19 protein-coding genes are annotated in these 22,276 nt (G+C 53.7%); 12 read left to right on the plus strand and 7 right to left on the minus strand.

What is annotated here, in order from left to right:
* Both PAT3040_RS06065 and PAT3040_RS06070 read left to right on the plus strand, forming a co-directional pair.
* Nucleotides 1-724 (plus strand): Gfo/Idh/MocA family protein (locus tag PAT3040_RS06065; protein ID WP_181376459.1); only part of this gene is annotated, 724 nt, incomplete at its 5' end.
* 214 nt (nt 725-938) lie between these two features.
* On the plus strand, nt 939-2,978 hold the full coding sequence (locus tag PAT3040_RS06070; RefSeq protein ID WP_108991900.1) for a tachylectin-related carbohydrate-binding protein: 2,040 nt from the start codon (nt 939-941) through the stop codon (nt 2,976-2,978).
* A gap of 74 nt (nt 2,979-3,052) precedes the next feature.
* Here PAT3040_RS06070 and PAT3040_RS06075 read toward each other — a convergent pair whose 3' ends face one another.
* Together PAT3040_RS06075 and PAT3040_RS06080 are read right to left on the minus strand one after the other, a co-directional pair.
* Nucleotides 3,053-3,820 (minus strand): GTP cyclohydrolase II, encoded by a 768-nt coding sequence (locus tag PAT3040_RS06075; RefSeq protein ID WP_087570127.1) that lies wholly within the window; start codon nt 3,818-3,820, stop codon nt 3,053-3,055.
* A 103-nt stretch (nt 3,821-3,923) separates the two neighbouring features.
* Nucleotides 3,924-4,769 carry a helix-turn-helix domain-containing protein gene (locus tag PAT3040_RS06080; RefSeq protein WP_108991901.1) on the minus strand — a complete coding sequence of 282 codons (846 nt, stop codon included), beginning with the start codon at nt 4,767-4,769 and terminating at the stop codon, nt 3,924-3,926.
* A gap of 108 nt (nt 4,770-4,877) precedes the next feature.
* Between PAT3040_RS06080 and PAT3040_RS06085 the strand changes: the two genes are divergently transcribed.
* The 6 genes from PAT3040_RS06085 to PAT3040_RS06110 all read left to right on the plus strand — a co-directional run bounded on the left by PAT3040_RS06085 (nt 4,878) and on the right by PAT3040_RS06110 (nt 15,291).
* Complete coding sequence (locus PAT3040_RS06085) at nt 4,878-7,952, plus strand: glycoside hydrolase family 2 TIM barrel-domain containing protein (RefSeq protein WP_108991902.1); 3,075 nt, start codon at nt 4,878-4,880, stop codon at nt 7,950-7,952.
* Nucleotides 7,953-8,676: 724 nt separating this feature from the next.
* Complete coding sequence (locus PAT3040_RS06090) at nt 8,677-10,458, plus strand: cache domain-containing sensor histidine kinase (RefSeq protein WP_108992010.1); 1,782 nt, start codon at nt 8,677-8,679, stop codon at nt 10,456-10,458.
* A gap of 23 nt (nt 10,459-10,481) precedes the next feature.
* Entirely contained in the window at nt 10,482-11,810 is a 1,329-nt protein-coding gene (locus PAT3040_RS06095; protein WP_108991903.1) for a response regulator transcription factor, read from the plus strand.
* Nucleotides 11,811-11,907: 97 nt separating this feature from the next.
* Nucleotides 11,908-12,846: a carbohydrate ABC transporter permease gene (locus PAT3040_RS06100; RefSeq protein WP_108991904.1), complete on the plus strand. Its 939-nt coding sequence runs from the start codon at nt 11,908-11,910 to the stop codon at nt 12,844-12,846.
* Complete coding sequence (locus PAT3040_RS06105) at nt 12,843-13,712, plus strand: carbohydrate ABC transporter permease (RefSeq protein ID WP_108991905.1); 870 nt, start codon at nt 12,843-12,845, stop codon at nt 13,710-13,712. The genes PAT3040_RS06100 and PAT3040_RS06105 overlap by 4 nt, the downstream gene beginning before the upstream one ends.
* 148 nt (nt 13,713-13,860) lie before the next feature.
* Nucleotides 13,861-15,291 (plus strand): ABC transporter substrate-binding protein, encoded by a 1,431-nt coding sequence (locus PAT3040_RS06110; RefSeq protein WP_108991906.1) that lies wholly within the window; start codon nt 13,861-13,863, stop codon nt 15,289-15,291.
* An 80-nt stretch (nt 15,292-15,371) separates the two neighbouring features.
* Here PAT3040_RS06110 and PAT3040_RS06115 read toward each other — a convergent pair whose 3' ends face one another.
* A complete protein-coding gene (locus PAT3040_RS06115; RefSeq protein ID WP_258234863.1) occupies nt 15,372-16,247 on the minus strand; it encodes an RCC1 domain-containing protein in 876 nt (291 codons plus the stop codon).
* A gap of 139 nt (nt 16,248-16,386) precedes the next feature.
* Between PAT3040_RS06115 and PAT3040_RS06120 the strand changes: the two genes are divergently transcribed.
* Entirely contained in the window at nt 16,387-16,791 is a 405-nt protein-coding gene (locus PAT3040_RS06120; RefSeq protein ID WP_087570862.1) for a CBS domain-containing protein, read from the plus strand.
* 309 nt (nt 16,792-17,100) lie between these two features.
* Here PAT3040_RS06120 and PAT3040_RS06125 read toward each other — a convergent pair whose 3' ends face one another.
* The 3 genes from PAT3040_RS06125 to PAT3040_RS06135 all read right to left on the minus strand — a co-directional run bounded on the left by PAT3040_RS06125 (nt 17,101) and on the right by PAT3040_RS06135 (nt 17,888).
* Nucleotides 17,101-17,403 carry a hypothetical protein gene (locus tag PAT3040_RS06125; RefSeq protein WP_373271302.1) on the minus strand — a complete coding sequence of 101 codons (303 nt, stop codon included), beginning with the start codon at nt 17,401-17,403 and terminating at the stop codon, nt 17,101-17,103.
* Between the two features lie 22 nt (nt 17,404-17,425).
* On the minus strand, nt 17,426-17,578 hold the full coding sequence (locus PAT3040_RS06130; RefSeq protein ID WP_087570874.1) for a DUF3934 family protein: 153 nt from the start codon (nt 17,576-17,578) through the stop codon (nt 17,426-17,428).
* 94 nt (nt 17,579-17,672) lie between these two features.
* Entirely contained in the window at nt 17,673-17,888 is a 216-nt protein-coding gene (locus PAT3040_RS06135; protein WP_087570859.1) for a hypothetical protein, read from the minus strand.
* Between the two features lie 262 nt (nt 17,889-18,150).
* On the opposite strand from PAT3040_RS06135, the gene yunB reads away from it, so the two are divergent.
* Nucleotides 18,151-19,290 (plus strand): sporulation protein YunB, encoded by a 1,140-nt coding sequence (yunB, locus tag PAT3040_RS06140; RefSeq protein WP_108992011.1) that lies wholly within the window; start codon nt 18,151-18,153, stop codon nt 19,288-19,290.
* Between the two features lie 570 nt (nt 19,291-19,860).
* On the opposite strand, the gene PAT3040_RS06145 is transcribed toward yunB, so the two are convergent.
* Nucleotides 19,861-20,943 (minus strand): M23 family metallopeptidase, encoded by a 1,083-nt coding sequence (locus PAT3040_RS06145; protein WP_305778769.1) that lies wholly within the window; start codon nt 20,941-20,943, stop codon nt 19,861-19,863.
* A 160-nt stretch (nt 20,944-21,103) separates the two neighbouring features.
* Between PAT3040_RS06145 and PAT3040_RS06150 the strand changes: the two genes are divergently transcribed.
* Together PAT3040_RS06150 and PAT3040_RS38420 are read left to right on the plus strand one after the other, a co-directional pair.
* On the plus strand, nt 21,104-21,697 hold the full coding sequence (locus PAT3040_RS06150; RefSeq protein WP_108991908.1) for a Uma2 family endonuclease: 594 nt from the start codon (nt 21,104-21,106) through the stop codon (nt 21,695-21,697).
* 181 nt (nt 21,698-21,878) lie between these two features.
* On the plus strand, nt 21,879-22,276 hold a 398-nt coding region (locus PAT3040_RS38420), incomplete at its 3' end, for a radical SAM protein (protein ID WP_373863928.1).

Below are 22,276 nucleotides of genomic sequence, written 5' to 3' on the forward strand. Positions count from 1 at the left end.
GCGAGAGGAAGCGCTTGAAATTATCGAAGCGGTGAAACGCAACAACGTGCGCATGATGGTGGATCTGCACAGCAGATGGAGCCCGCTGTTCGCCATTCCCAAGCAGGCGATCGAAGAAGGGGAGATCGGCGAGCCTTACAGCGCCTACTATCGCTTGAACGATATCAAGTGGGTTGCCACCGATCTGCTGCCTTGGGCGGCCAAGTCGTCTATTCTTTGGTTCCTCGGATACCATAGCGTGGACGTATTGCGCTGGTTGTTCGACGACGAAGTGGAGCGGGTGTACGCCGTATCGCGGGAAGGGATTCTGAAAGGGGAAGGCGTGGATACGGCCGATATCTACCAGACCATTCTGGAATTCCGCAAAGGCGGCATCGCCACGATGGAGAACGGCTGGATAACGCCGAACACCAATCCCAACGTCAATGACATGAAGCTGAATATTACGGGTACAAAAGGGATGTTCAACATTGATCCGACGCATAGCCAAATGATGGAGAGATTCACGGAGACGAAGGCGGACCGCCCCGATTTGCTGGTGCGCCACTTTATCCACGGCAAGCCGAAGGGCTTCGCTTACGAAAGCATTCGCCACTTCGTCGACCAGCTTGCGTCGGGCGAGCCGTTCCATGTGACCGTGGACGATGCTTTCAATACGACGATGGTTATACTCGCGATTATGGAATCCGCCAAAACGAGAACGCCGGTCAAAGTGGTCTATTAATTAATCCCCGTACTTCGAAATGCGCCTTCCTGCCTAACAAATTATGTCGAATTTGATCGATCGGAACGACGGAAAGATAGGAGGCTCAGTCGATTGACACCCCGTCCAGCGGAATGATAGACTCTCTCCGAATTGGCGCCGTTCATCGGTTTCGCGCGCATACGGTCATCGAACAGCGCTAATAAAACGATTTCCAATCAAGGAGGAATTGTTGATGGCGGGGTTCACCGAAAAAGGATTGAAGCTCGAATCTTCCGTTGCGGGCACGATGGCGGCGCTTTTGCCCGCTGCCGGGCCAGTCGGTGCGGGTATTGCGACGGCGATCGGCAGTGTGGCGTTTATTATGGAAGTGCTAAGCTGGATGGAAAACGATACGACGATCCCGGACGCTCTGCGGGATATCGGGAAGCAGATCGATGGCATCATCTTTGTGCTGAACTTGCTGGACGAAAGAATGGACGAACTCGTCAATGAAGTTGCCAAGGAGTCGAATCGCGGGACGAACCGCGACCTGCTGGATTATCTGGACGAGATTCGGCAAGTCCATCTGGCCATGCGCGTTCCGTCGCCGGACATCGAGACGGCGGTGCGAAACGCGAACGCGGTCGGTATTACGTTAGACAAGTTCCTCCGCAACGACTATGACATATGGAGATGGACGGATGTCGTCACGAAGGAGGTCTTCGATCCGCAAACGGGGAATACGCATGGCGTTACTTCGCTGGCAACAAATGTCTTCAAACATTTGCCGACGTTGCCCGTCTATCTGATGGCCGTTCTTACTTGGCTGGCAGCACGGGAGAAGGTCGTCCAAATGAACGCGAGGAATCGGCTGGATGATGACGCCGGTCGGATCGCCAGACATCTTGCGGCTGTGTCGGTTCGTCCTGGCTTCGATAAATATGCGGATGGGGAAGCAAGCGAGCCTCATTCAATCCCGGAGCACATCAAATGGCAAATACGCGCCTTCCCCATCGCCAGCGACAAACATCCGGTGAACCGGGTTTGCCGATTTATGTTCGAGCTTCGGAATTGGATGAACGGCGACGTCAAACGCGGGGATTACTTCGATCTGACGATGGAGAGCGATCACGTGTTGTGTACGGTGAATCCGGACAATCTCGGCTCGCCTTCGCTTGAGATTGATGCAGAGACCGAATGCGGTATCGAGGTGCTGCAGGCTTTGGCGGAAACGTTAGAGCGCGTCTCGCATGCAGGTACCGTTAGGAAGCCGTTTGTAGGGCGGTTTTCGACGGAGGAAACTTACGCCCCCGCCTGCTTGTACGTCATTGCCCAAAATGCGGAACTTCGCTGGTATCGCAACGAAGAGGCGGCGAAGCCCGGCGGATCGAAGGAATGGACAGGTCCCATTACGATCGGCAACGGTTGGGGAGAATTCAAGACGGTGTTCTCCGGAGGCGGTGCCGCTTTGTATGGCATTCTCCCGGACGGCAAGTTGATGTGGTACGGCCACGACGGCTATTTCGAAGGAACCGGGAGCTGGCGCGGAGCGCCAATTCAAGTTGGGCATGGCTGGAACGGCTTCAAATCCGTATTCCCGGGAGGAGAATACATCGTCTATGGCATTCATCCAAACGGAGACTTGATATGGCATCGTCATGACGGAGCAGCTTACGGAGGGGACGAGGCCACCTGGGCTCCCGGCGTCAAGGTTGGCACCGGCTGGGGCGGATACGCCAACGTCTTCTCTGGCGGGTATGGCGTTATTTACGCGATCCGCGAGGACGGCGTGTTGGAGCGCCACACCCATACCGGGTACTTGAAGGGGACGAACGAATGGGAGCCCCGCGCGGAAATCGGCACCGGCTGGAACGGATTCCAGGCAGTCGCTGCGGCGGCGGACGGCGTACTCTACGCGTTCACGCGGGACGGCAGAGTGCTGTGGTACCGATATGGCGAGCGAAAGAAACCGGCTGCCGAAGGCATTCGGGATTGGATGAAAGTAAAGGAGTACAAGTTTAAGGGGGCTGTCCGAAGCCAGCCAGTCATCAAAGGCACGATTAGTCAGACGGTCTTGAAACCAAAAAGATTTCCGGGTCTGGCGCAGCTGCCGGATTCGGCGATTCCTGTGGAGTACTGGAAGAAACGTGAGTTAATCGAGCTTAAGAAGCATCCGACCCTCGCCGATTTCGTGGCAATGACATGGGAAGGACCGGTTGAGGTGATGCGGGGCTTGTCCGGCTTCCGAAACGTATTCCCTCTTATGAATCCGCCGTTTCGAGGACCCAATTAACCGATAACGCTAGAAGAAGCCAAGGCACCCTTGCGGGTTGTCTTGGCTTTTTTCGATAGAGCCGGCTAATTCCTTTAATCGTTGTTGCAGCATCGTTCGTTATCGTTTAGATGGCCGGAGCGCTGTATTTTGGTTTCTAAATAGTTGCGGTTGTAATCGGAGACGTCTCCCCATAGCTGTACCCGGTCCTCGACGTCCAATCCGGCCTGGCGAAGCGCCTCCAGCTTTTTTGGGTTATTCGTGATCAGCGTGACGGGTTTCGTCCGAAGCGACTTCAACACCTTGATCGCGTCGCCGTAATCGCGCGAGTCGTCCGCGAAACCAAGCTGGAGATTGGCGTCCACGGTATCGTAGCCATTTTCCTGCAGGATATAGGCGAGCGCCTTGCTGAACAATCCGATGCCTCTGCCTTCGTGGTTGGCCAAGTAGAAGATAGCCCCGCTGCCGTGCTCGACAACGTGCTTCATGGACTGCTTGAGCTGATAACCGCAGTCGCATCGTTTGCTGCCGAATATATCGCCGGTGTGGCAGATGGAGTGGAAACGAATCAAAGCAGAGGCATCGTCGGCGAAATCGCCGTGAACCAGCACGCTGGATTGTTGAAGCTCCGCCAGATTGGACGCGGACAGCTTGGCGACGATCGCCTCGAAGTTTTCCGTTACCTCCTTGCAGTTCAGCCAGCAATACCACTTAAACTCCGCGGTTTCGCCGTCCAGGTTCACCGGCAGTTTGATGGGGCCGACGAGGTAGATGGCGCCGTCTCCTTCGGCAGAAGGAATAAGTTTGATTTTCTCTTGCAGGAGCGAAATGACTTTTGGATCAAATGATTGCACGACTGGCATAGCAGGCTCTCCTTTGATTGTTTCAAGTGTATCATTCAAGTATAAATCTTTTCTCTAGCTTGCGCATGTTCTGCGGCTGATTATGCGAAATCCGGATAAAGGCTTATTTGTCCGGTTTGTGCGACGGCAGCTCGTTATAGGCCCGCTTGTACAATCGGGTAAAGTAGACGGGCTCCATGCCGACATAAGCGGCGATCTGTCGGATGCTCAGATCGGGATATTCGTTTAGCATCTGGCGCGCTGTGTGCAAACGCAGCTTGTGCAAATATTGCAGGGGCGTCGTGTCCAGCGCGGAGCGGAACAGGCGAGTCAGCTGCTTCTGCGAATATCCGACATGCTCCGCGAGCGATGCGATCGTAATCGGACGGTTCAGGTGATCCCGGAGAAACTGGACCGCCGTGTCGACTGCGGATTCCCGGTAGCTGTCGGGCAGCGCGACGGGCGAAGCGGAAGGGAGTTGCTCCTGATTGCTTTTAAGGATATGAAGCATCAGAGCGTACAACGCTTCGGAGGTATGCCATAGATCGGGGGCACCGCCGGAATGGGTCCAGATGTCGCGAATTCGTCCCGTGATTGCGGGAATATCGGTCACTGCGAACAGACGGGGAATATCCCGAAAGCCCCATCCCTTTAACGTATTGCCGAAGTTCTCCAGGAAGGTTACGTATGCGACATGCCACGCCTCGCTATCCTGCGGCATATATTCGTGCGCGCAGCCGGCGGGGATGTACAGTAGATTGCCGCTTTTAAGAATGTCCCATTTGTCCTTTTCGGATCCCAATCTCCGGAATCGGCCGGATCCGGATATCGTGAGAAATAACTGATGTGCGGAGAAACCCTTCATCCTCGTAATCGACCTCTGATTCTCCATTCCGGCCGTATAGACGGTGAGCGGCAGCAGCTCGCTTAATGTCTGATTGAGGTTGCCCCTAAGAGTCAGAAGCTCCATGGCAATGGCTCCTTGTCCATTTTGTATGGGTATTTGTCCGTTTTGGCTGTTCCAACGTATCATAACGCACATCTATAATGGAAGCAAACCATTAGGAGGTATGCGGACATGATCGATATCGAGCGTTATTGGGAACGGCTGGACATTCTTCAAGTGAACAGGGAGCAAGCGCGGGCGTCGTTTATCCCTTATGGCAGCGCGGCAGCTGCGAAATCCGGCAAACGAGGAGGATCTTCCTATTTTCAGACGCTGAACGGTGCTTGGAAATTCCGATACTATCGCAGCGTAAGCGATGTGACAGAGGTTTTTTACGAGGATACTTCAAGTGTGCATGAAACCTGGGACGAGCTCATTGTGCCATCCTGCTGGCAAAATAACGGTTACGACCAGTTGCATTATACGAACGTCAATTATCCCATCCCGTACGATCCGCCGTTTGTTCCGGATGACAATCCGGCCGGCGCATACGTAAGGGAGTTTAACGTAGCGGCAGCATGGATCGCGGATGGCAAACGTACGCATGTCGTCTTCGAAGGAGTTAACGCCTGTTTTTATCTTTGGGTCAACGGGACGTTCGTCGGTTATAGCCAAGGCAGCCGGATTCCGTCCGAATTCGATCTTTCCCCTTATGTAAAGGCGGGAACCAACCGTATGGCCGTGCTCGTGCTGAAGTGGTGCGACGGCACTTACCTGGAGGATCAGGATTTGTGGCGTTATTCCGGCATCTACCGCGATGTCTATCTAGTCTCCAGAGAAGCGGCGCATGTCCGCGACGCATTTATAAAGCCGGAGCTGTCGGGCGATTTCACAGAAGGAACCGTTCGTGCTGAGCTTGAGACGTCGGGCGAACTGTCAGTACGAACGGAACTCTACGCGCCTGATGGCGAACTGGTCGCCGATGGAAGCGCCATAATTGCGGGCAGCGGCGTCATTGAGTTGGGTTTGTCCAAACCGGAGCTCTGGAATGCGGAGCAGCCGCGGTTATACGATCTTTACGTGCATGCCGGCTCTGAAGTGTTGCTGTTCCGTATCGGATTCCGCAAGGTCGAAGTAAAGGACGGCGTGTTCCGTGTGAACGGGAAAGCGATCAAGCTCAAGGGGGTTAATCGTCACGATTCCCATCCGTCGCTCGGGCAGACGATCCCGCTGAACCATATGATCAAAGATTTGAACCTGATGAAGCAGCACAACGTCAATACGATCCGCACGTCGCATTACCCCAACGATCCGCGTTTCCTGGATCTGTGCGACGAATACGGCTTCTACGTTGTCGACGAAGCGGATCTGGAATGCCACGGCGTCGTGAACACGGGAACGAGGGAAGAAGGCTCCTTTCACAAGCTCGCGGTACATCCCGACTGGAAGGAATCATTTGTCGAACGGGCGGTTCGGATGGTGGAGCGGGACAAAAACCACGCCTCGATCCTCATCTGGTCGCTTGGCAACGAATCCGGCTACGGAGGCAATCATATCGCGATGGCGGAGTGGGTGCAGCAGCGCGACGAATCCAGGCTGGTTCATTATGAGGGAGCGGCCGCGCTTTATAAGGGTGACGAGAATACCGAGGCGCTGGACCTGGAGAGCCGCATGTATGCGTCGGTGGCTGAGATTGAGGCCTATGCGCTGGACGAGTCAAAGACGAAGCCGTTGTTCCTCTGCGAATACAGCCATGCGATGGGCAACGGTCCCGGCGATCTGCGGGATTACTGGAACGTCATCTACGCTCAGCCGAAGCTGATGGGCGGCTGCGTATGGGAATGGTGCGATCACGGCATTGCGGTCAAGACGCCGGAGGGAGAAAATTATTTCGCCTACGGCGGCGATTTCGGCGACAAGCCGAACGACGGCAACTTCTGCATCGACGGCTTGGTGTCGCCGGACCGCAAGCCGCATGTCGGCCTGCTGGAGCTGAAGCAGATCATTGCGCCGATTTTGATGGAATCGGAGGATGTGAGCGAGGGAATCATACGAATTACGAATCGCTACGACTTTATCGATCTGTCGCATCTGTCTTTGCGCTGGAAGCTGGAGTATGGCGGCGAGCTGATCGATCAGGGCTCGACTGGGGCACTGGAAGTGGCGGCCGGAGAGACGCAAACCTTGCGGCTCGGCTATCGCCAGCCTATTGCCGAAGGAGACGGCTGCGTGCTGACGTTATCGATCTGGCAGCATGGCGAGACGGTCTGGGCGGCGCCCGGCCACGAGGTGGCGTTCGCGCAGTTCGAGACGCCGGCGGCTGAGGGTGCTGCTAGCGGCGGCGAGACTGGAGCGGGGGGAGAGGAGACGGTTGGCACAGCGGCTTCCTACCGCTCGGAATTTATGAAAGCCGTAGAAAGCGGCGGCGTTCTGACGGTAAGCGGGTTCGATTTCGAATACAAATTCGACCTCGGCAAAGGTGTGATCGCATCCATTAGGCGTCATGGAGTCCACATGATCGACGAGCCCGTCCGCTTTAATGTGTGGCGAGCGCCTACCGACAACGACATGTATATCCGCAAGGAGTGGGAATACGAAGGTTTCGATCGCGCCGTCATGAAGACGTACGCCAGCTCATGGGAAATGTTATCCGACTCGTCCGTGCAAGTGAAGGTTGCATTTTCGCTCGGAAGCTATATCCGCAGTCCGTTCTTGAAGGGGGAAGCGGTTTGGACGTTCTTGCCGAGCGGAGAGGCGAAAGTATCGTTCGCTGCCGACGTCCGCGAGAATCTGCCTTATTTGCCGCGGATCGGTCTGGAGCTCGTTATGCCGAAGGGGACGGAAGAGGTCGAATATTACGGCTACGGCCCGCATGAGAGCTACATCGACAAACGCGCGAGCGTACGCAAGGGGCGTTATCTGCTGACGGTGGACGAAATGGCGCAGAAGTACGTCATGCCGCAGGAAAACGGCTCGCGTTACGGAACGGAATGGGCGATGGTGACCAGCGAGCTCGGCATGGGGCTGCGCTTCGACGCGCCGGAGCCGTTCTCGTTCCAGGCGCTTCATGTTACGTCGGCCGATCTGGCGGCCGCGAAGCATACGACGGAGCTGGCCCGCCGAGATCAGACGATCGTGAACATCGACTACAAGATGAGCGGCGTTGGCTCGGGCTCATGCGGCCCGCAGCTGCTCGACCAGTATCGACTGGATGAGAAGCGGATCGCTTTCGAGTTGTCGCTGAGTCCGGTATTCAAGGAAGAATAGGCCGCCCTTCGAGGGGAAAAAGGAAGAATAGGCTGCCCTTCGGGGGGGAAGCAGGAACGACCCGCAGCGGATGCTGAGGGTCGTTTTTAGCGAGAACCGTTGCTGAAGCCCGAGAAAATCGGGTTATTGAGCAACGCTGACCTACTATGCTCGCAATAGCCCGAGAAAACCGGGCTATAGAGCAATGCAGACCTACTATGCTCGCAATAGCCCGAGAAAATCGGGTTATTGAGCAGCGTAGACCTACTACGCTCGCAATAGCCCGAGAAAATCGGGCTATAGAGCAACGCAGACCTACTATGCTCGCAATAGCCCGAGAAAATCGGGTTATTGAGCAACGCAGACCTACTATGCTCGCAATAGCCCGAGAAAATCGGGCTATAGAGTAACGCAGACCTACTACGCTCTCAATAGCCCGAGAAAATCGGCTTACAGAGCCGCGAGGGGCGACTTTACGAGCTGAAGCCCAAAAAAATCGGGATCCAGCACCGGTCGCAGCAACTTTACACGCCATACTGCCGCCACGCCGCCCGCCTCCCGAACCAAAACGCTCGTATCAACTGTCACCCCGCAGTATGTGCATTTCTACGATACCCGCCTTACCTAACCTGCAAGCCCATAGAATCGGCTACACTGAAAGCGCTGTATCCATGCTATAGTACAGAGAGAGCGGGAGGTGCGACAGGTGGGCAGATCCGTCATTAATCCACTAACGAAATTAAATATGAAGCAGCAGCTTATTTTGTTGTTCCTGCTTATGGTGAGTCCCGTCTTCCTGTTGCATTGGTACGGCAATCTCAAAGCGGAGGATTTGCTCAAAAATCAGGTGACGAACGCCTACGCCGAGCTGATCAAGCAGAATCACGCGCTGATTAACCGCGATATTGATACGATCGACAAAGTGACGGCGACGATTATCCAGCATCCTTCTACGCAGAAACTGGTGCCGAGCGGAGCAGAAGCGGTCATCGAACGCGTGCGCAAATACGATGCCGTCGACAAGCTGCTGGCGAGCCTGTCCATCCCGGTCAACGGCGGCGAAGCCGTCTACTATTCGTTGTACGTGTACGATCCGGAGGACTATTACTTCTTCGCTCCGAAGCGGCAGGTGTTGCAGACGGGCGTCTACTTCTTTAACGACAGCACGAAGCCGGAATGGTTCGACGAGGCGGTAAGCCATAAGGGCAGCGGCTACATGGAACTCATCAACGGAAACAAAAATTTGTCTCGCATCCAGACGCTGGCCTTCATTCGAGCGGTCAATAACACGGGAAACGGAGATCGGATCATCGGCGTGCTTGTCGCGACAAACATGGAGAAGAAGGTGCGGGAAGCGCTGCATTCCGTGTCCCTTCCACAAGGACATCTTATGATGTTTACCGATTGGACCGGCCGGATTATGACCTCAACGCAGCCTGAACTGGCAGGTACGATTGCCGAGCTGCCACCGGGAGCGAGCGTGGATATCGACCATGCGTCCTCCGGCACGATCGAAGCAATGACCAAGGATTCCATCTATATCGTCAACTATAACCGGGTAATGAACCAAAGGCTCATCTATCAAATTCCGGTCGGTTCGCTGCTCAAGCAGCAGAACGAGCTTAAGCGCGTCATTCAGTTCATTACCATTGCATACATGCTGTTGGGCAGCGTATTCCTGCTCTACTTCTGGCGTTCGCTTATGACGCCGCTTCAGAAGCTCGCGCAGTTCGTGCGCAAGTACGAGCCAGGAAGGCTCGTGCCGGAGACGCCAAGCCGGCGCAGGCACGACGAAGTCGGCGTCCTGATGGCCGCCATGTACGATATGGCCAGACGGCTAAATGCTCTTATTCATTATAAGTATCATATGGATCTCAAGCAGAAGGAGTCGCAGCTGCAGCTGCTCTATCAGCAGATCAATCCGCATCTCCTCTACAATACGCTGGAAAGCATCTATTGGAAGAGCACGCTGGAAGGGAATACGGAGTCGGCGGAGATGATCAAGGAGCTGTCGAAGCTGATGAAGATCGGCCTCAGCCGCGGCCGCGAGCTGATTCGGCTCGAGGAGGAGCTGGAGCATGCCGGAGCCTACGTCAACCTGCAGCAGAAGCGATATTCGTACGAGTTCAAGGTGATCTGGAGGGTGCAGGATGCGGCGAAAGGTATCCGTATTCCGAAAATTACGCTGCAGCCGCTGATCGAAAACGCCATAATCCATGGCGTCAAGTTGATGGGCGATGACGGGGAAATCATGATCACGGCCGCCGTCGAAGGGGAGCGCGTAACGATCAAGGTAGAGGATAACGGCTACAAGCAAGCCGACATCGGGAACATGGAGCGGCTGTTGTACGAGGAAGAAGCCGACCACACGCTGGGGTACGGCATCCGCAACATTCATCAGCGCATTCAGCTGCATTTTGGCAATTCATACGGATTGAGCTACCGAAGACGTGAGGAAGGCGGGACGGCTGCCATTCTTGTCTTGCCCGCCACCTACGAGGACCCGTTGCCCGGCACGGAATCATAAATAGAGTGAAAGGATGATTGCGGATGTACAATATTCTCATCGTGGACGACGAACCTCTTATCTGCGAAGGATTAACCCAGCTGCTCTCGACTTCGGGCATTGCGATCAAAGGGCTCTTTAACGCGCACAGCGGATACGAGGCGCTGGATTATATTCGCATGGAGGATATCGATCTGCTCGTTACGGATATCCAGATGGGGTCGATGAGCGGCATCGAGCTGATGCAGCAAGCCAAGATCATTAAACCGTGGGTGCAGGTGATCATCATATCGGCGCACGAAACATTCCAGTACGCGCAGCTTGCCATCAGGTTCGGCGCCAAAGACTATCTCATTAAGCCGCTGAACAGCGAGCAGTTTCTAAGCTCCGTGCGGCATGTGCTGCTGCATATGGACAAAACGGCAAGAGATTCGGAGCAGATGCTGTCCGATCTTAACGACGGTTTTCGCATGCGGGAGCCCCTGCCCGTCCGAATGGAGCTGCTCAAGTCGCTGTTGGAGCCTCATACGGGCAATCGGGAAGCCATCATTGCCGAGCTTGCAAAAGGACACGGCATCGATCTGTCCGGGCCCTATTATGCCGTCATTAAGGCAAGGCTCGACTTGGAATCCGGCGGACGGACGTTGACGAAGAGGGATGACGAGCTGCTGCAATACGCGGTGCTCAACATAGCCGGGGAACTGCTGGGCAAGGAGTGGGACTATCAGTCGTTCTACGATTCCGGTGGCACCGTCTGCATCATCATTCAGTGGACGGAAGCAAAGTACGGCGATTCCAGCGTCGACAAGGTCAATCAGCTGGAAATGATCGGGCGGAGCCTTCATTTTAACGTCGACAAGTTTCTCGGGTTCGGCTGCGTCGTCGGCATCAGCCAGATTCTCAAGGGGGCGGACTTTCTTGGCGTTACGAACGAACAGGGAGACAAGGCAATGCGCTGGAGCCGCCAGTTCAAGGATCATTACGTCTTCTATTATGGAGACTTCAAGTGGGGCGTCTATTCGGAGGAGGAGCCGACGGAGGAAGAGATCAACGCCCAAAATAATCTGATCGTGGAGCGGGCAACCAGGTATATTAACGCGAACTACGCGCAGAAGGGGCTTACTTTGAACGAGGTCGCGCTCAAGAACCATGTCAGCCCGAATTATCTCAGCTATCTGTTTAAAAAAAACACAGGCTGCAACCTGTGGGAATACGTCATTAAGCTGCGAATGGAGGAGAGCAAACGGTTGATTCAGACTACGGATCTCAGGCGCTACGAAATTTCCGAGCTTGTAGGCTATGAATCCCCGGAGCATTTCAGCAAAATTTTCAAAAAGTATTTCGGGGTGAGCCCCAGCGAGATGAAGAAGTAAAATCGCCTATCATACGCATAGATACGCACATGTGCAGGAGGACCGGGTTTCTCTACAATGGGGGTAGATTACCTATAGGAATGAGGGACCACTGCACATGGAGCAAACAACGGCAGTTCCAATGAACGGTCAGCACCAGCCTAAGACGAGGCAGGGGACGCAGCGTACGGGCAAATACAAACGGTATTTATGGGGGTATCTGTTCCTTCTCCCGGCCGTCATCACCTTTACGCTGTTCCTGTGGCTGCCAATCTTTAAGGGCGTATTAAACAGCTTCTACATCGTCGATTTCGTCAAAGGCAATTCCTTTGCGGGCTTCGACAACTACAAGACGATCTTTGCTGACCGGGATGTCATGACAGCCGTAAAAAATACGCTCTATTATATGGGGCTCGCGCTTGCCATCGGTTTCTGGGTCCCGATCCTTATCGCGATAGCTATCTCCGAGATGCGTAGATTCCAGGGTTTCGCGCGCGTCGCGGCTTACTTGCCGTATGTCGTGCCGTTTGTCGTCCTGTACGGCGTATGGAGATGGCTGTACGATCCCGTCGGTCCGATCAACGCCGTGCTTAAAGCGGTCGGGATCGGGGGAATCAGCTTTATGGTCGACCGCAACTGGTCGATGATCTCTATCGTCATTATGGAGACCTGGCAAAGCTTCGGCTCCGCGATGCTGATCTATCTGGCGGCCGTTCTCAGCGTCCCCCGAGACTGGTACGAAGCGGCCGAGATCGACGGTGCCGGCATCTGGAGCCGCATACGCCATATTACGCTGCCCGCGATCAAGGGTCAGATTCTGCTTCTGCTCATGCTGCAACTGATCGCGACTTCGCAAGGGTTCCAGACGCAGTTCGCGATGCTGGACGGCGGTCCCAACAACGCAACGTTGACTTACGCGCTTCTCATTGTCAAATATGCCTTCGTCAGGCTGGATTACGGCGTTGCCTCCGCTCTCGGGGTGCTCATGTTCCTCGCTCTCAGCATTCTCGCCATCTTTCAATACCGGATTAACAACAGAGGGGGCATCGGCCAATGAAGTCTTTCGATCGAGGCATATTGTCCTCTTACGACCTCAAGAAGGGGAAGGTCAAAGCCGCTTACGCGATCATGAATCTTCTGATCATCGCCATGATGTGCTGTATGGTCTATCCCATCCTGATTTCCTTGTTCAACGGTCTTAAGCTGAACACCGAAGTGAATTCGTTCCCGCCGACCTTCCTGCCGAAGGAATGGCATTTCGAGAACTACGCGAAGGCGTGGAACTACATCGATCTCCCGTTCTATTTTAAAAATACGATGCTTCTTTTCGCCGGTAACATGGTCGTAACGATTCTGGTTCTTGGACTTGCCTCTTATGCGCTATCGAAGATGAACATGCCCTTCAAGTCGGGCATTCAATATTACTTTCTGATGACGCTGTTCATTCCGGCGACGACCTATATGATTCCGAACTTCATTAACCTGAAGGATCTGGGGCTGATGGGCTCGTTTGCTGCGGTATGGCTGCCGGCAGGCGCCAACGCGTTTTTCCTTCTTCTGCTCAAGACGTTTATGGATGGCATCCATATGGAAATATTCGAGTCGGCGCGCATCGACGGAGCTTCGGAACTGAGGTGCTTTTTTCAGATCGCCTTCCCGCTGTCGATTCCCATCTTTGCGACATTGTCGATCTTCGTCTTCGCGACGGCATGGAACGACTGGTTCTGGCCAAGCTTTATTCTGAGCCAGGAGAACAAGCCGTTGTCCGCGGCCATTCGGGACTTCGTCCTGAACGCGCGTCGTCTGGATTTGAATATCCGGTTCGCTATATTGTCGATCGTAATGGTTCCTCCGGTTATTATCTTCTTATTCTTCCAGAAATTTATATTAAGAGGATTATATCTCGGCGGAGTAAAAGGGTGAATTTTGTTTAAATGACATTATGTGGTGTGATTATTGATGCGTAAATCTGCACACGATCGCAATAGGAATACACATCGCCGACACGAACCTGCCTCCATTATGATGAGCATGTAGCCACAACAATCCAAATGAAGAGGGGATACACAACATGCGTAAATTGCAATTAACGCTTGCCACGCTCCTTACGCTCAGCTTCGCGCTGGTCGCGTGCAGCGGCAACGGCGGCACCAAGCCTGCCGCCGACCCGACAACCAAGCCGACCGATGCCGCCAGCACGAAAGCGCCGGAAGAAGATATCAAATCGAAGAAGGTATCCATCAGCATCTACTATCCGACGCCGGATCGCGTGGAGGACCGGGCGCTGGAGGATGACAAGATCAGAAGGTTCAACGAGGTTTATCCCAATGTCGAGATCATCAAAAGCGATTGGCAGTACAACCCGAACGAAATCGGCATCAAGATGGGCGCGAACGAGGCGCCGACGTTGTTCAATACGTACGCTTCCGAGGGCAAATTTCTGGCGGAGAAAGGTTGGGCGGCCGACATTACGGAGCTGTTCAACAACTATCCATTCAAGGATCAGATGAATCCGGCGCTGCAGGATCTGTTTACGGTGAACGGCAAAGTGTACGGAATCGCGCAGCGCGGTTATCCGACGGGCGTGGCCGTCAACAAAAAAATGCTGGAAGCGAAAGGCGTGACGCTGCCGAGCTTCAACTGGACCTGGGACGACATGCTAAACGCGGCTAAAGCCGTATCGGATCCCGCCGCAGGCATCTCCGGCATAGCGCCGATGGGCAAGGGCAACGAAGCGGGCTGGAACTGGACGAATTTCCTGTTCACGGCAGGAGGAGACATTCAAACGGTGCAAAATGGAAAAATAACGGCGATCTTCAACTCCGACGCGGGCGTCAAGGCGCTGGAATACTATAACAAGCTCAAGTGGGAAGCCGACGCGATTCCGCAGGACTGGGCGCTTGGCTGGGTCGATGCTGTAGGCGCGTTCGCGCAAGGCAGAACGGCGATGGTTATCGCGGGCCCCGACGGTCCGGTCGACCAAGGACTCAACCAAGGCGGCATGGCGCCGGAGGACATTCTCGTCTATCCGATTCCGGCTTACGAGAAAGGCGGCAAGCATTACGGCGTATTGGGCGGAGACTACCTCGTCATTAATCCGAACGCTTCGAAAGACGAGCAGGAGATCGCGTTCTATTATGCAACATTCGACTATTTCTCCGACAAAGGATTGGAGTCGCTGGAGATGAACATTCAAGAGCGCAAAACGGATAACAAATATTATGTTCCAGCAGTGCTGCAATACTTCAAAACGGATTCCGAATACGGGCAGAAGGTAAACGATCTGTTCAACAAATACGACAACGTCTACCAATACGGCCAGGAAACGCTTGGGCTGATCGACGGCAAGCCGGAATCCCCGTACAACACGCAAGACTACTACGCGCAGATGACGAATGTCATTCAGGAGGTATTCTCCAAGCAGGGCGTCGACATGAAAGCGCAGCTGGATCTTACGGCGAAATACGTGCAGGAGAAATATTACGATACGATCCAACAGTAACACTTTCCAACAATAAAGACAGCGGCAGTCCGGGGCTTTATTTCGTCCCAGGCTGCCGCTTTTTCATAAATTCGAAGGAGTTATTGCAGGCGGATGCCGCTCCAGCCGCTTACATCGCATTGCCCATATTTATTGTCGCCTACAGCGATTACCGTGCCGTCGGATTTAAGACCGAGAGTATGAGTGCAACCCGCCGAAAGAGCCACCATATCGCGCCAGCCGCTTACATTGCATTGGCCATGCTCATTCGAACCCGCAGACGTCACCGTACCGTCCGCTTTAAGCCCGATGGTATGGTAACTACCCGCCGCTATTGCCACTATGTCGCGCCAGCCGCTTACATCGCATTGATTATGCTTATTCGAACCCGCGGCCACCGCCATGCCGTCCGATTTGAGCCCTGCGGTATGAAGGTAACCAGCAGCCACCGCCACTATGTCGCTCCATTCGCTAACATTGCATTGGCCATACTGATTATTACCTGCAATCGATACCGTACCATCCGATTTTAGCCCGACGGTATGCCAGTCACCCGCTGCTACCGCCACCATATCGCGCCAGCCGCTTACATTGCATTGGCCTTCATTATTTCGGCCCACAGCCGCCACCGTGCCGTCCGATTTAAGCCCTACGGTACGACGCCAACCTGCAGCAACCGCTACAATATCGCGCCAACCACTTACATTGCATTGTTCATGCTTGTTCCAACCCGTCGCCGCCACCGTGCCGTCCGATTTAAGGCCGATTGTATGAGCATTACCCGTGTTCGTCGCCATATGAACATTACCAACCGCCACGGCCACCATGCCGCTCCAGCCGCTTACATCGCATTGCCCATATTTATTGTCGCCCACAGCCACCGCTGTGCCGTCGGATTTAAGGCCAACGGAATGACGACGGCCTGCCGCTATAATAGCTTTGGGAATTGTCCAATTGACATTACTTATTAGAATCAACTCCATTTCGTTTCTGGATTCATTCGGACTAGGTTCAAACGTTTCTCGACATAACTTATGGCACTAGACATGCTCCAAGCCCTTGCGCATGCACCCAGCGACGAAATATGATTTAATTATACTAAAGGAGCGTGACGCAATGGACATCAAATCGTTTTTATATCCGAAAAATGAGGTCTCTTACCTTATGACATCCTCTAATATGAAAGAAGCCATGGATAAATTAGAGGCGAGTCACTATACAGCTATTCCGATCCTGGACGAGAAGGGCTTGTATTTCGGAACGTTATCCGAGGGGGATTTATTATGGAAGCTAAAGGACACACCTGGCCTCGACTTCGATACGATGCACGAAATTCCTGTCATCTCCATCAAAAAACGAATGAAAGTCGAATGCGTTGAAATCAGCGCCGACTTGGACGATATGCTGGCGCTGGCGGCCGATCAAAACTTCGTTCCGGTGGTTGACGCCGATCGCGTCTTCCTCGGTATTATTCGCCGCAAAGATATAATCGCATACTATACCAGGAATATTGTGGATTAGTAGAAAAAATTGAACTTGCGAATAAAAAGGCTGCCATTCGACCGGCAGCCTTATTTTTGTTCTTATAGCGTGGCTAAACTCAGGTGATGTTCGACCATATTCGGACGGAATCGACTCCATGCGGACTTCCGTACAAGCCGCTTGCGAAGTCGGTGCATTAACTGAAAGGAGGAATCACGGTGGATTGGTGTTTGATCGGATTCGAGAGGAGGCCAAGAGCAGCTGCAAGTATATGATTGGCGGTAGCTGGTGCAAAAAAAACGAAAGTTTGTCGTTAGACAAACCTTCGGCTGTACAAGAATATATAGGTTAGGCTCCAGCGGCAAGCTCGGACTTTGCTTTTTCCAGCATGGATGGCCAGTCCGCGAACTTCGTCTCGCGCGCCACATGGCGATTAAGCAGCTCCTCGGGGATCAACGACATATCTTCCGTCGACCAAGCCTGAAAGTTGCCTTTCTCCAGAAACTCTTGTATCGTTTTGCAATTCGAATATTGACTCATGAATGCTTCATTGAACAGCTTCCCTAGCGAGGCTTGTTCCTCCGGGTTTGCACGCTGGTCTTGCAGTTCCTTCAGCAGATCGTCGAACGACATAGGGGCTTTTCTTCTCAAATATGACCACTCCAATTCTCAATTATTTTCCGTCCGTATTGTCGGTTTTTTTTGTGCCCTTACTCTTGTAAGGCTTGGGGGCGCCTGCGGCTCTCCGCTCGCCTGCCTGCCACCTGTTCCAGCCCTTCTTGCCGGTGCCTCGTCCGGTACCGCCTTTTCCCTTAGCTTTGCTCAGACCAATCACTCCGTATTCTGGCTGCCTTGACCAATCATTCGCTTCATTATATGTTATTGCTTCGAAATTAGCTATGTATACGTTGAGATCCTTCCTATCGGCGCCTAATATCAAAAAACTCGCAGCCTGCCCGTTCATGATACATAAGATCGCTGACGCTGGATTGCGTTACGACGGTTGTATCGTCAAACCGGACAATGACAGAGCTTCCGTCAACGATAAGATTGTCGCGGAAGACGCGAATGCGAGTGCCCTTCTCCAGTGCCTCCTCGAAGTCGGCATCGGTCAACAATTTGCGGTTTAGCGACATGTTATCTACTCCTCCAATCACCGTCAATGTTCCGTTGTCCGCCGTGATCCGTTACACAGCTCCGTTCTGCCTCTAGTTTAATAGTGTACATGATCCGGCTTGATGGAACAACCTGTTTGTCATTGGTTGTGTCATTGCTTCTTTTCGTTTCGCTGGTGTTGGGATGAGACGCCATAAGGGCGGGTAAGGGACAATCCGTTTCTTTTTTGGGCGGGTTTTGCATAAGCTTGGGTATGGAGAAGGACAGGACGGGGGGATGGCGATGGCAAGATGGGGAAGACGGAGTTGGTGGCAGCGATTCGGTGACGGGCTGTCAGGGCTTGGTTCGGGCAGTTCATTCCGGCGCACGAAGACGGTAAGCTGGGGAAACGGGAAGGGCAGAATCGGGACGACCAAGTCGGGCCCAGGGAGCGGCGGCATCAAGTGGGGAGCAAGACCCGCAGCAGGGAAGCCGGCTGCAAGCTGGAAGCGGCGGAGACCAATCTTTACATTCAGCTTGGGTGGTGCTGCAGGATCCAAGCGCCCCTCACAGCCAACCGTATGGGGGACAAGGCCAAAAGAACCGCGGAGTCGCCCGCGTCTTCGCAAACGGATGATTCTGTTATGGCTCCTTCTGTTCATGATCGTCTTCTCGATACCCTCGTTCGTGTTCATAGAACGCAATCTGCGACCTCCACTTATGAACATTGCGAAGGTCAGGGTGAAGCAGGTAGCCACACAGGCGATTAACAAAGCAATCACGGACCAGGTGGCGCACAAGTCAGAGGCCGATAAACTTATCGATTGGAAGATGAACGCGGACGGCAAAGTATCCGGCTTCATGCTGAATTATGCGGAGCATATCAGCATTACGTCGGAGACGGTGCAGACGGTCCAGGCGGCGCTTAGCGAGATCAAGCATATTCCGGAGCATATCCCGATCGGCCATGCCCTCGGCAGTGCGATCATCTCGTCGTTCGGTCCTACGGTCCCCGTTAAATTCGAGCCGGTCGGAGCGACGAAGGTGGAGCTAAATACCCGCGAACGGGGCGCCGGCATCAATATGGTTTTGGTGGAGGTGTATATTAGAGTCGTCGCTGAGGTATCCATTATTATTCCGTTCGATACGGAACCCGAGGTGGTCGAAACCGAAATTCCGATCTCGTATCTGCTCGTCGTTGGCGATGTGCCGATGTATTATTACGACGGTACGGGCAAGCCGGTTGGCGATTCCGCCGCCCAAGCGCCCAACATATCTGTCCCTCTGCAGCAAGGAGCGGGGGGAGTTACAGCCAAGCCGGGTGAAAGTGAAGGCGGTGCCGCAGACGAAGGAGCATTGCCAGGAGAACCTTCGGCTGCGGGAGGCCATAGCAACGGCGACTCTTCCCAAGGAAGTTCGTCGATTCAGCTGCAGTCGGAATAAGGGCGCTACCCGAAGGCATTGAACGCGAAAAGGCTTCCCATCAAATTATTATTGACTTTGATGGGAAGCTTGTTTGTGTGTGAAATATGAGCGACGTGAAGCCACTGTTGCTGCTTTTTGAGGTTTAAGATGGTATCACCGCTCTAAAAGCTGCGAGAAGCTCGATTTGTTGGATTTAGGTCGACGTGGCCGATCTAAATGCCGCATCGCTGCGGCGTTTTGATGATTAAGTCGTTATCACCGCTCTAAATGCCGCGAGAAGCTCGATTTGTTGGATTTAGGTCGACGAGACCGATCTAAATGCCGCATCGCTGCGGCGTATTGGGGTTTAAGTCGGTAGCACCACTCTAAATGCTGCAAAAAGCTCACTTTGTTGGATTTAGGTCGACGAGACCGACCTAAATGCCGCATCACTGCGGCGTTTTGAGGTTTAAGTCGGTAGCATCGCTCTAAATGCTGCGAGAAGCTCGCTTAGTTGGATTTAGGTCGACGAGACCGATCTAAATGCCTCACCACTATTTCAGCAATCCGGTTTTTACATTATCGCCAATCTGTAATGCCAGCGAGAAATTACTTCCCGCTCCGACGTCGTTGCCATTCCGCTTGTTCCCAGCGCTTAAGCATGGGATAAGGGTCGAAAGCCCATTCCAGAAGGCCGCGATCGCTGTAGACGCCGTAATGGAGATGGGGCGGGAACTTGCCGGACGTACCTGGCTTGCCGTAGCCAGAGCTGCCGACCCAGCCAACCACTTGACCGGCTTCGACGATGTCGCCGACGTTAAGCTTTTTGTCGAAGCCGGAGAGATGCGCGTAATAATGGTAATGGTTGTTCAGATCGCGAATGCCGATTCGCCAGCCGCCGTACTTGTTCCAGCCCTTGATCTCGATAATGCCGTAGCAGGTGCTTCGCACCGGGGTGCCGTGGCCCGCGAACAAGTCCGTTCCTTCATGGCTCCGTCTGCCGCCCCAGCCTCTGCGATCGCCCCATGTATCCCTGTAGGAATACGAAGTTCCGAGCGGAAGAGGGAAGGCGTGCTCGAATAGATCAAGCTTGCCGTAATGCTTGTAGATGGCAGCGAATTGCTCCACCCGTTGAACGGCGCGGTTATTATGGTAATAATCCCATACGCCAGCCGGAAATCGCATATCGACCGTGCCTTTTGCTCCCATAAAGGTAATGAGCGAATACAGCAGGTCGATGTCGCTCGTCCGTTCCGCGAGACCGTTGCCGTCTCCGTCCTTGCCGATCCCTTCGAAGAAACGAATGGAAGCAGGGGAGCTGTCATCGGAGTCAGGATTAAGCGGTCCTGCCCATCGCTCGGGCTCCACAAAAACTCCGGCTATTTGTCCTAACAGGGGACGTGCCTTTGGCTTCGCTTTGGACATGGAGCGTTCGTATTGATCAACCGCAGCAATCCAATACCATTCGACGCCGGTAACGTTGCTTAGTTGATCGTAGAGCTCCCTGCGCTGGTCGAAGAGATTGGCAGCTAGTTGTCCTTCCGCCGCCGCGCCTGCTGCCTGAGATTGGATGACTGCAGTGCCGGAGGGGTGTGTTTGTTTTACTTGGGCTGCCGCCGCGGCTCCCGTCGCTGGCACAGCCTGCAGCAATGCGGCCGCAATCAGCGCTGAGAGCGGGATGATGGCTTTCAATTGCGTCTCACCCTTTCGATAAGCATGAGGTCATAACGATAGTTTTTGCAGAACTGCCGTTTTTATCCCCGAACCCCAACCTTCCGGATGGTTTGTTGTTGGAAATTACGAACATATGTGTGGTATAATGGCGAAAAATGACTTGGGAGGCTGATGGATCATGTATGGCGAGCCGAAGGATAAACCGCTGCTCTGGAAGGAATCCGGCTGGACGGTCGAGGATTATTACAAGCTGCCGGAGGACGGCAATCAGTACGAAATCGTCGGGGGCATTTTAGAGCTTAAGCCTTCCCCAACAACGACCCATCAGCGGATCAGTCATCAATTAGAGCGTGTCATAACAGACTCTTGCGAGCTAGAGTATATCATATTGGACTCCCCTATCGACGTTATTTTATCGGAGAGCGAGACCAGACAGCCGGATATTCTTATGATTCACAGAAGCAGGGAACATATTATTGAAGAACACGCCATTGTAGGTCCGCCAGACCTTGTGGTCGAGATTCTGTCGCCGAACAGCGCGAAGCGCGACCGGACGATGAAGAAGGAATCCTACGCAAGATTCGGCATCCCGGAATACTGGATTGCCGATCCAGCCAATTTGACGATCGAGCAATACGTGCTGGAAGAGCCGGGCAAGCCTTACGTTCTGCTGCAAGTATTCGGACACGATGATACCGTGACTTCGGAGCGGATCCCATGCGTGTCGTTTTCTGTAGATCATGTGCTGAAGCTGGACAAGGGCAGACCTTAACGATATACAAAGCGGAAGGAATCGCCGCCGACTTATATCGTTTTGCGATGGATCGCATTCGTATTAACTATGGATCAACGATCAATCTTGGAGAGCTTGTCATTACTTTTTGCCAGCAGAGCGTGTTATAATAATGGCAATGCCGTAAACTTATAACGTAACGTGAAAGCAGGGAATTGATATGAGCGAACGCAACAAACGCGAGAAATTGCCAAAGCCGGACTGGCTTCGCATAAAATTAACGACCGATGGCAACTATGCCGAAATTAAAAATATGATGCGGAACAAGACGCTGCATACCGTGTGCGAAGAAGCGCGTTGCCCGAATATTTACGAATGCTGGTCGAACAGGACCGCTACGTTTATGATTCTTGGCGATATTTGCACGCGCGCATGCCGATTCTGCGCGGTCAAGACGGGTATGCCGACTGAGCTGGATCTGCAAGAGCCTGAGCGCGTTGCGGAAGCGGCGGAGCAGATGGGTCTGATGCACTGTGTCGTAACATCCGTAGCTCGCGACGATCTAGCCGATGGCGGCGCGTCCATCTTTGCGGCTACAATTTCGGCTATCCGCAAGCG

This window comes from Paenibacillus agaridevorans, assembly GCF_003112455.1.
Lineage (GTDB): Bacteria > Bacillota > Bacilli > Paenibacillales > Paenibacillaceae > Pristimantibacillus > Pristimantibacillus agaridevorans.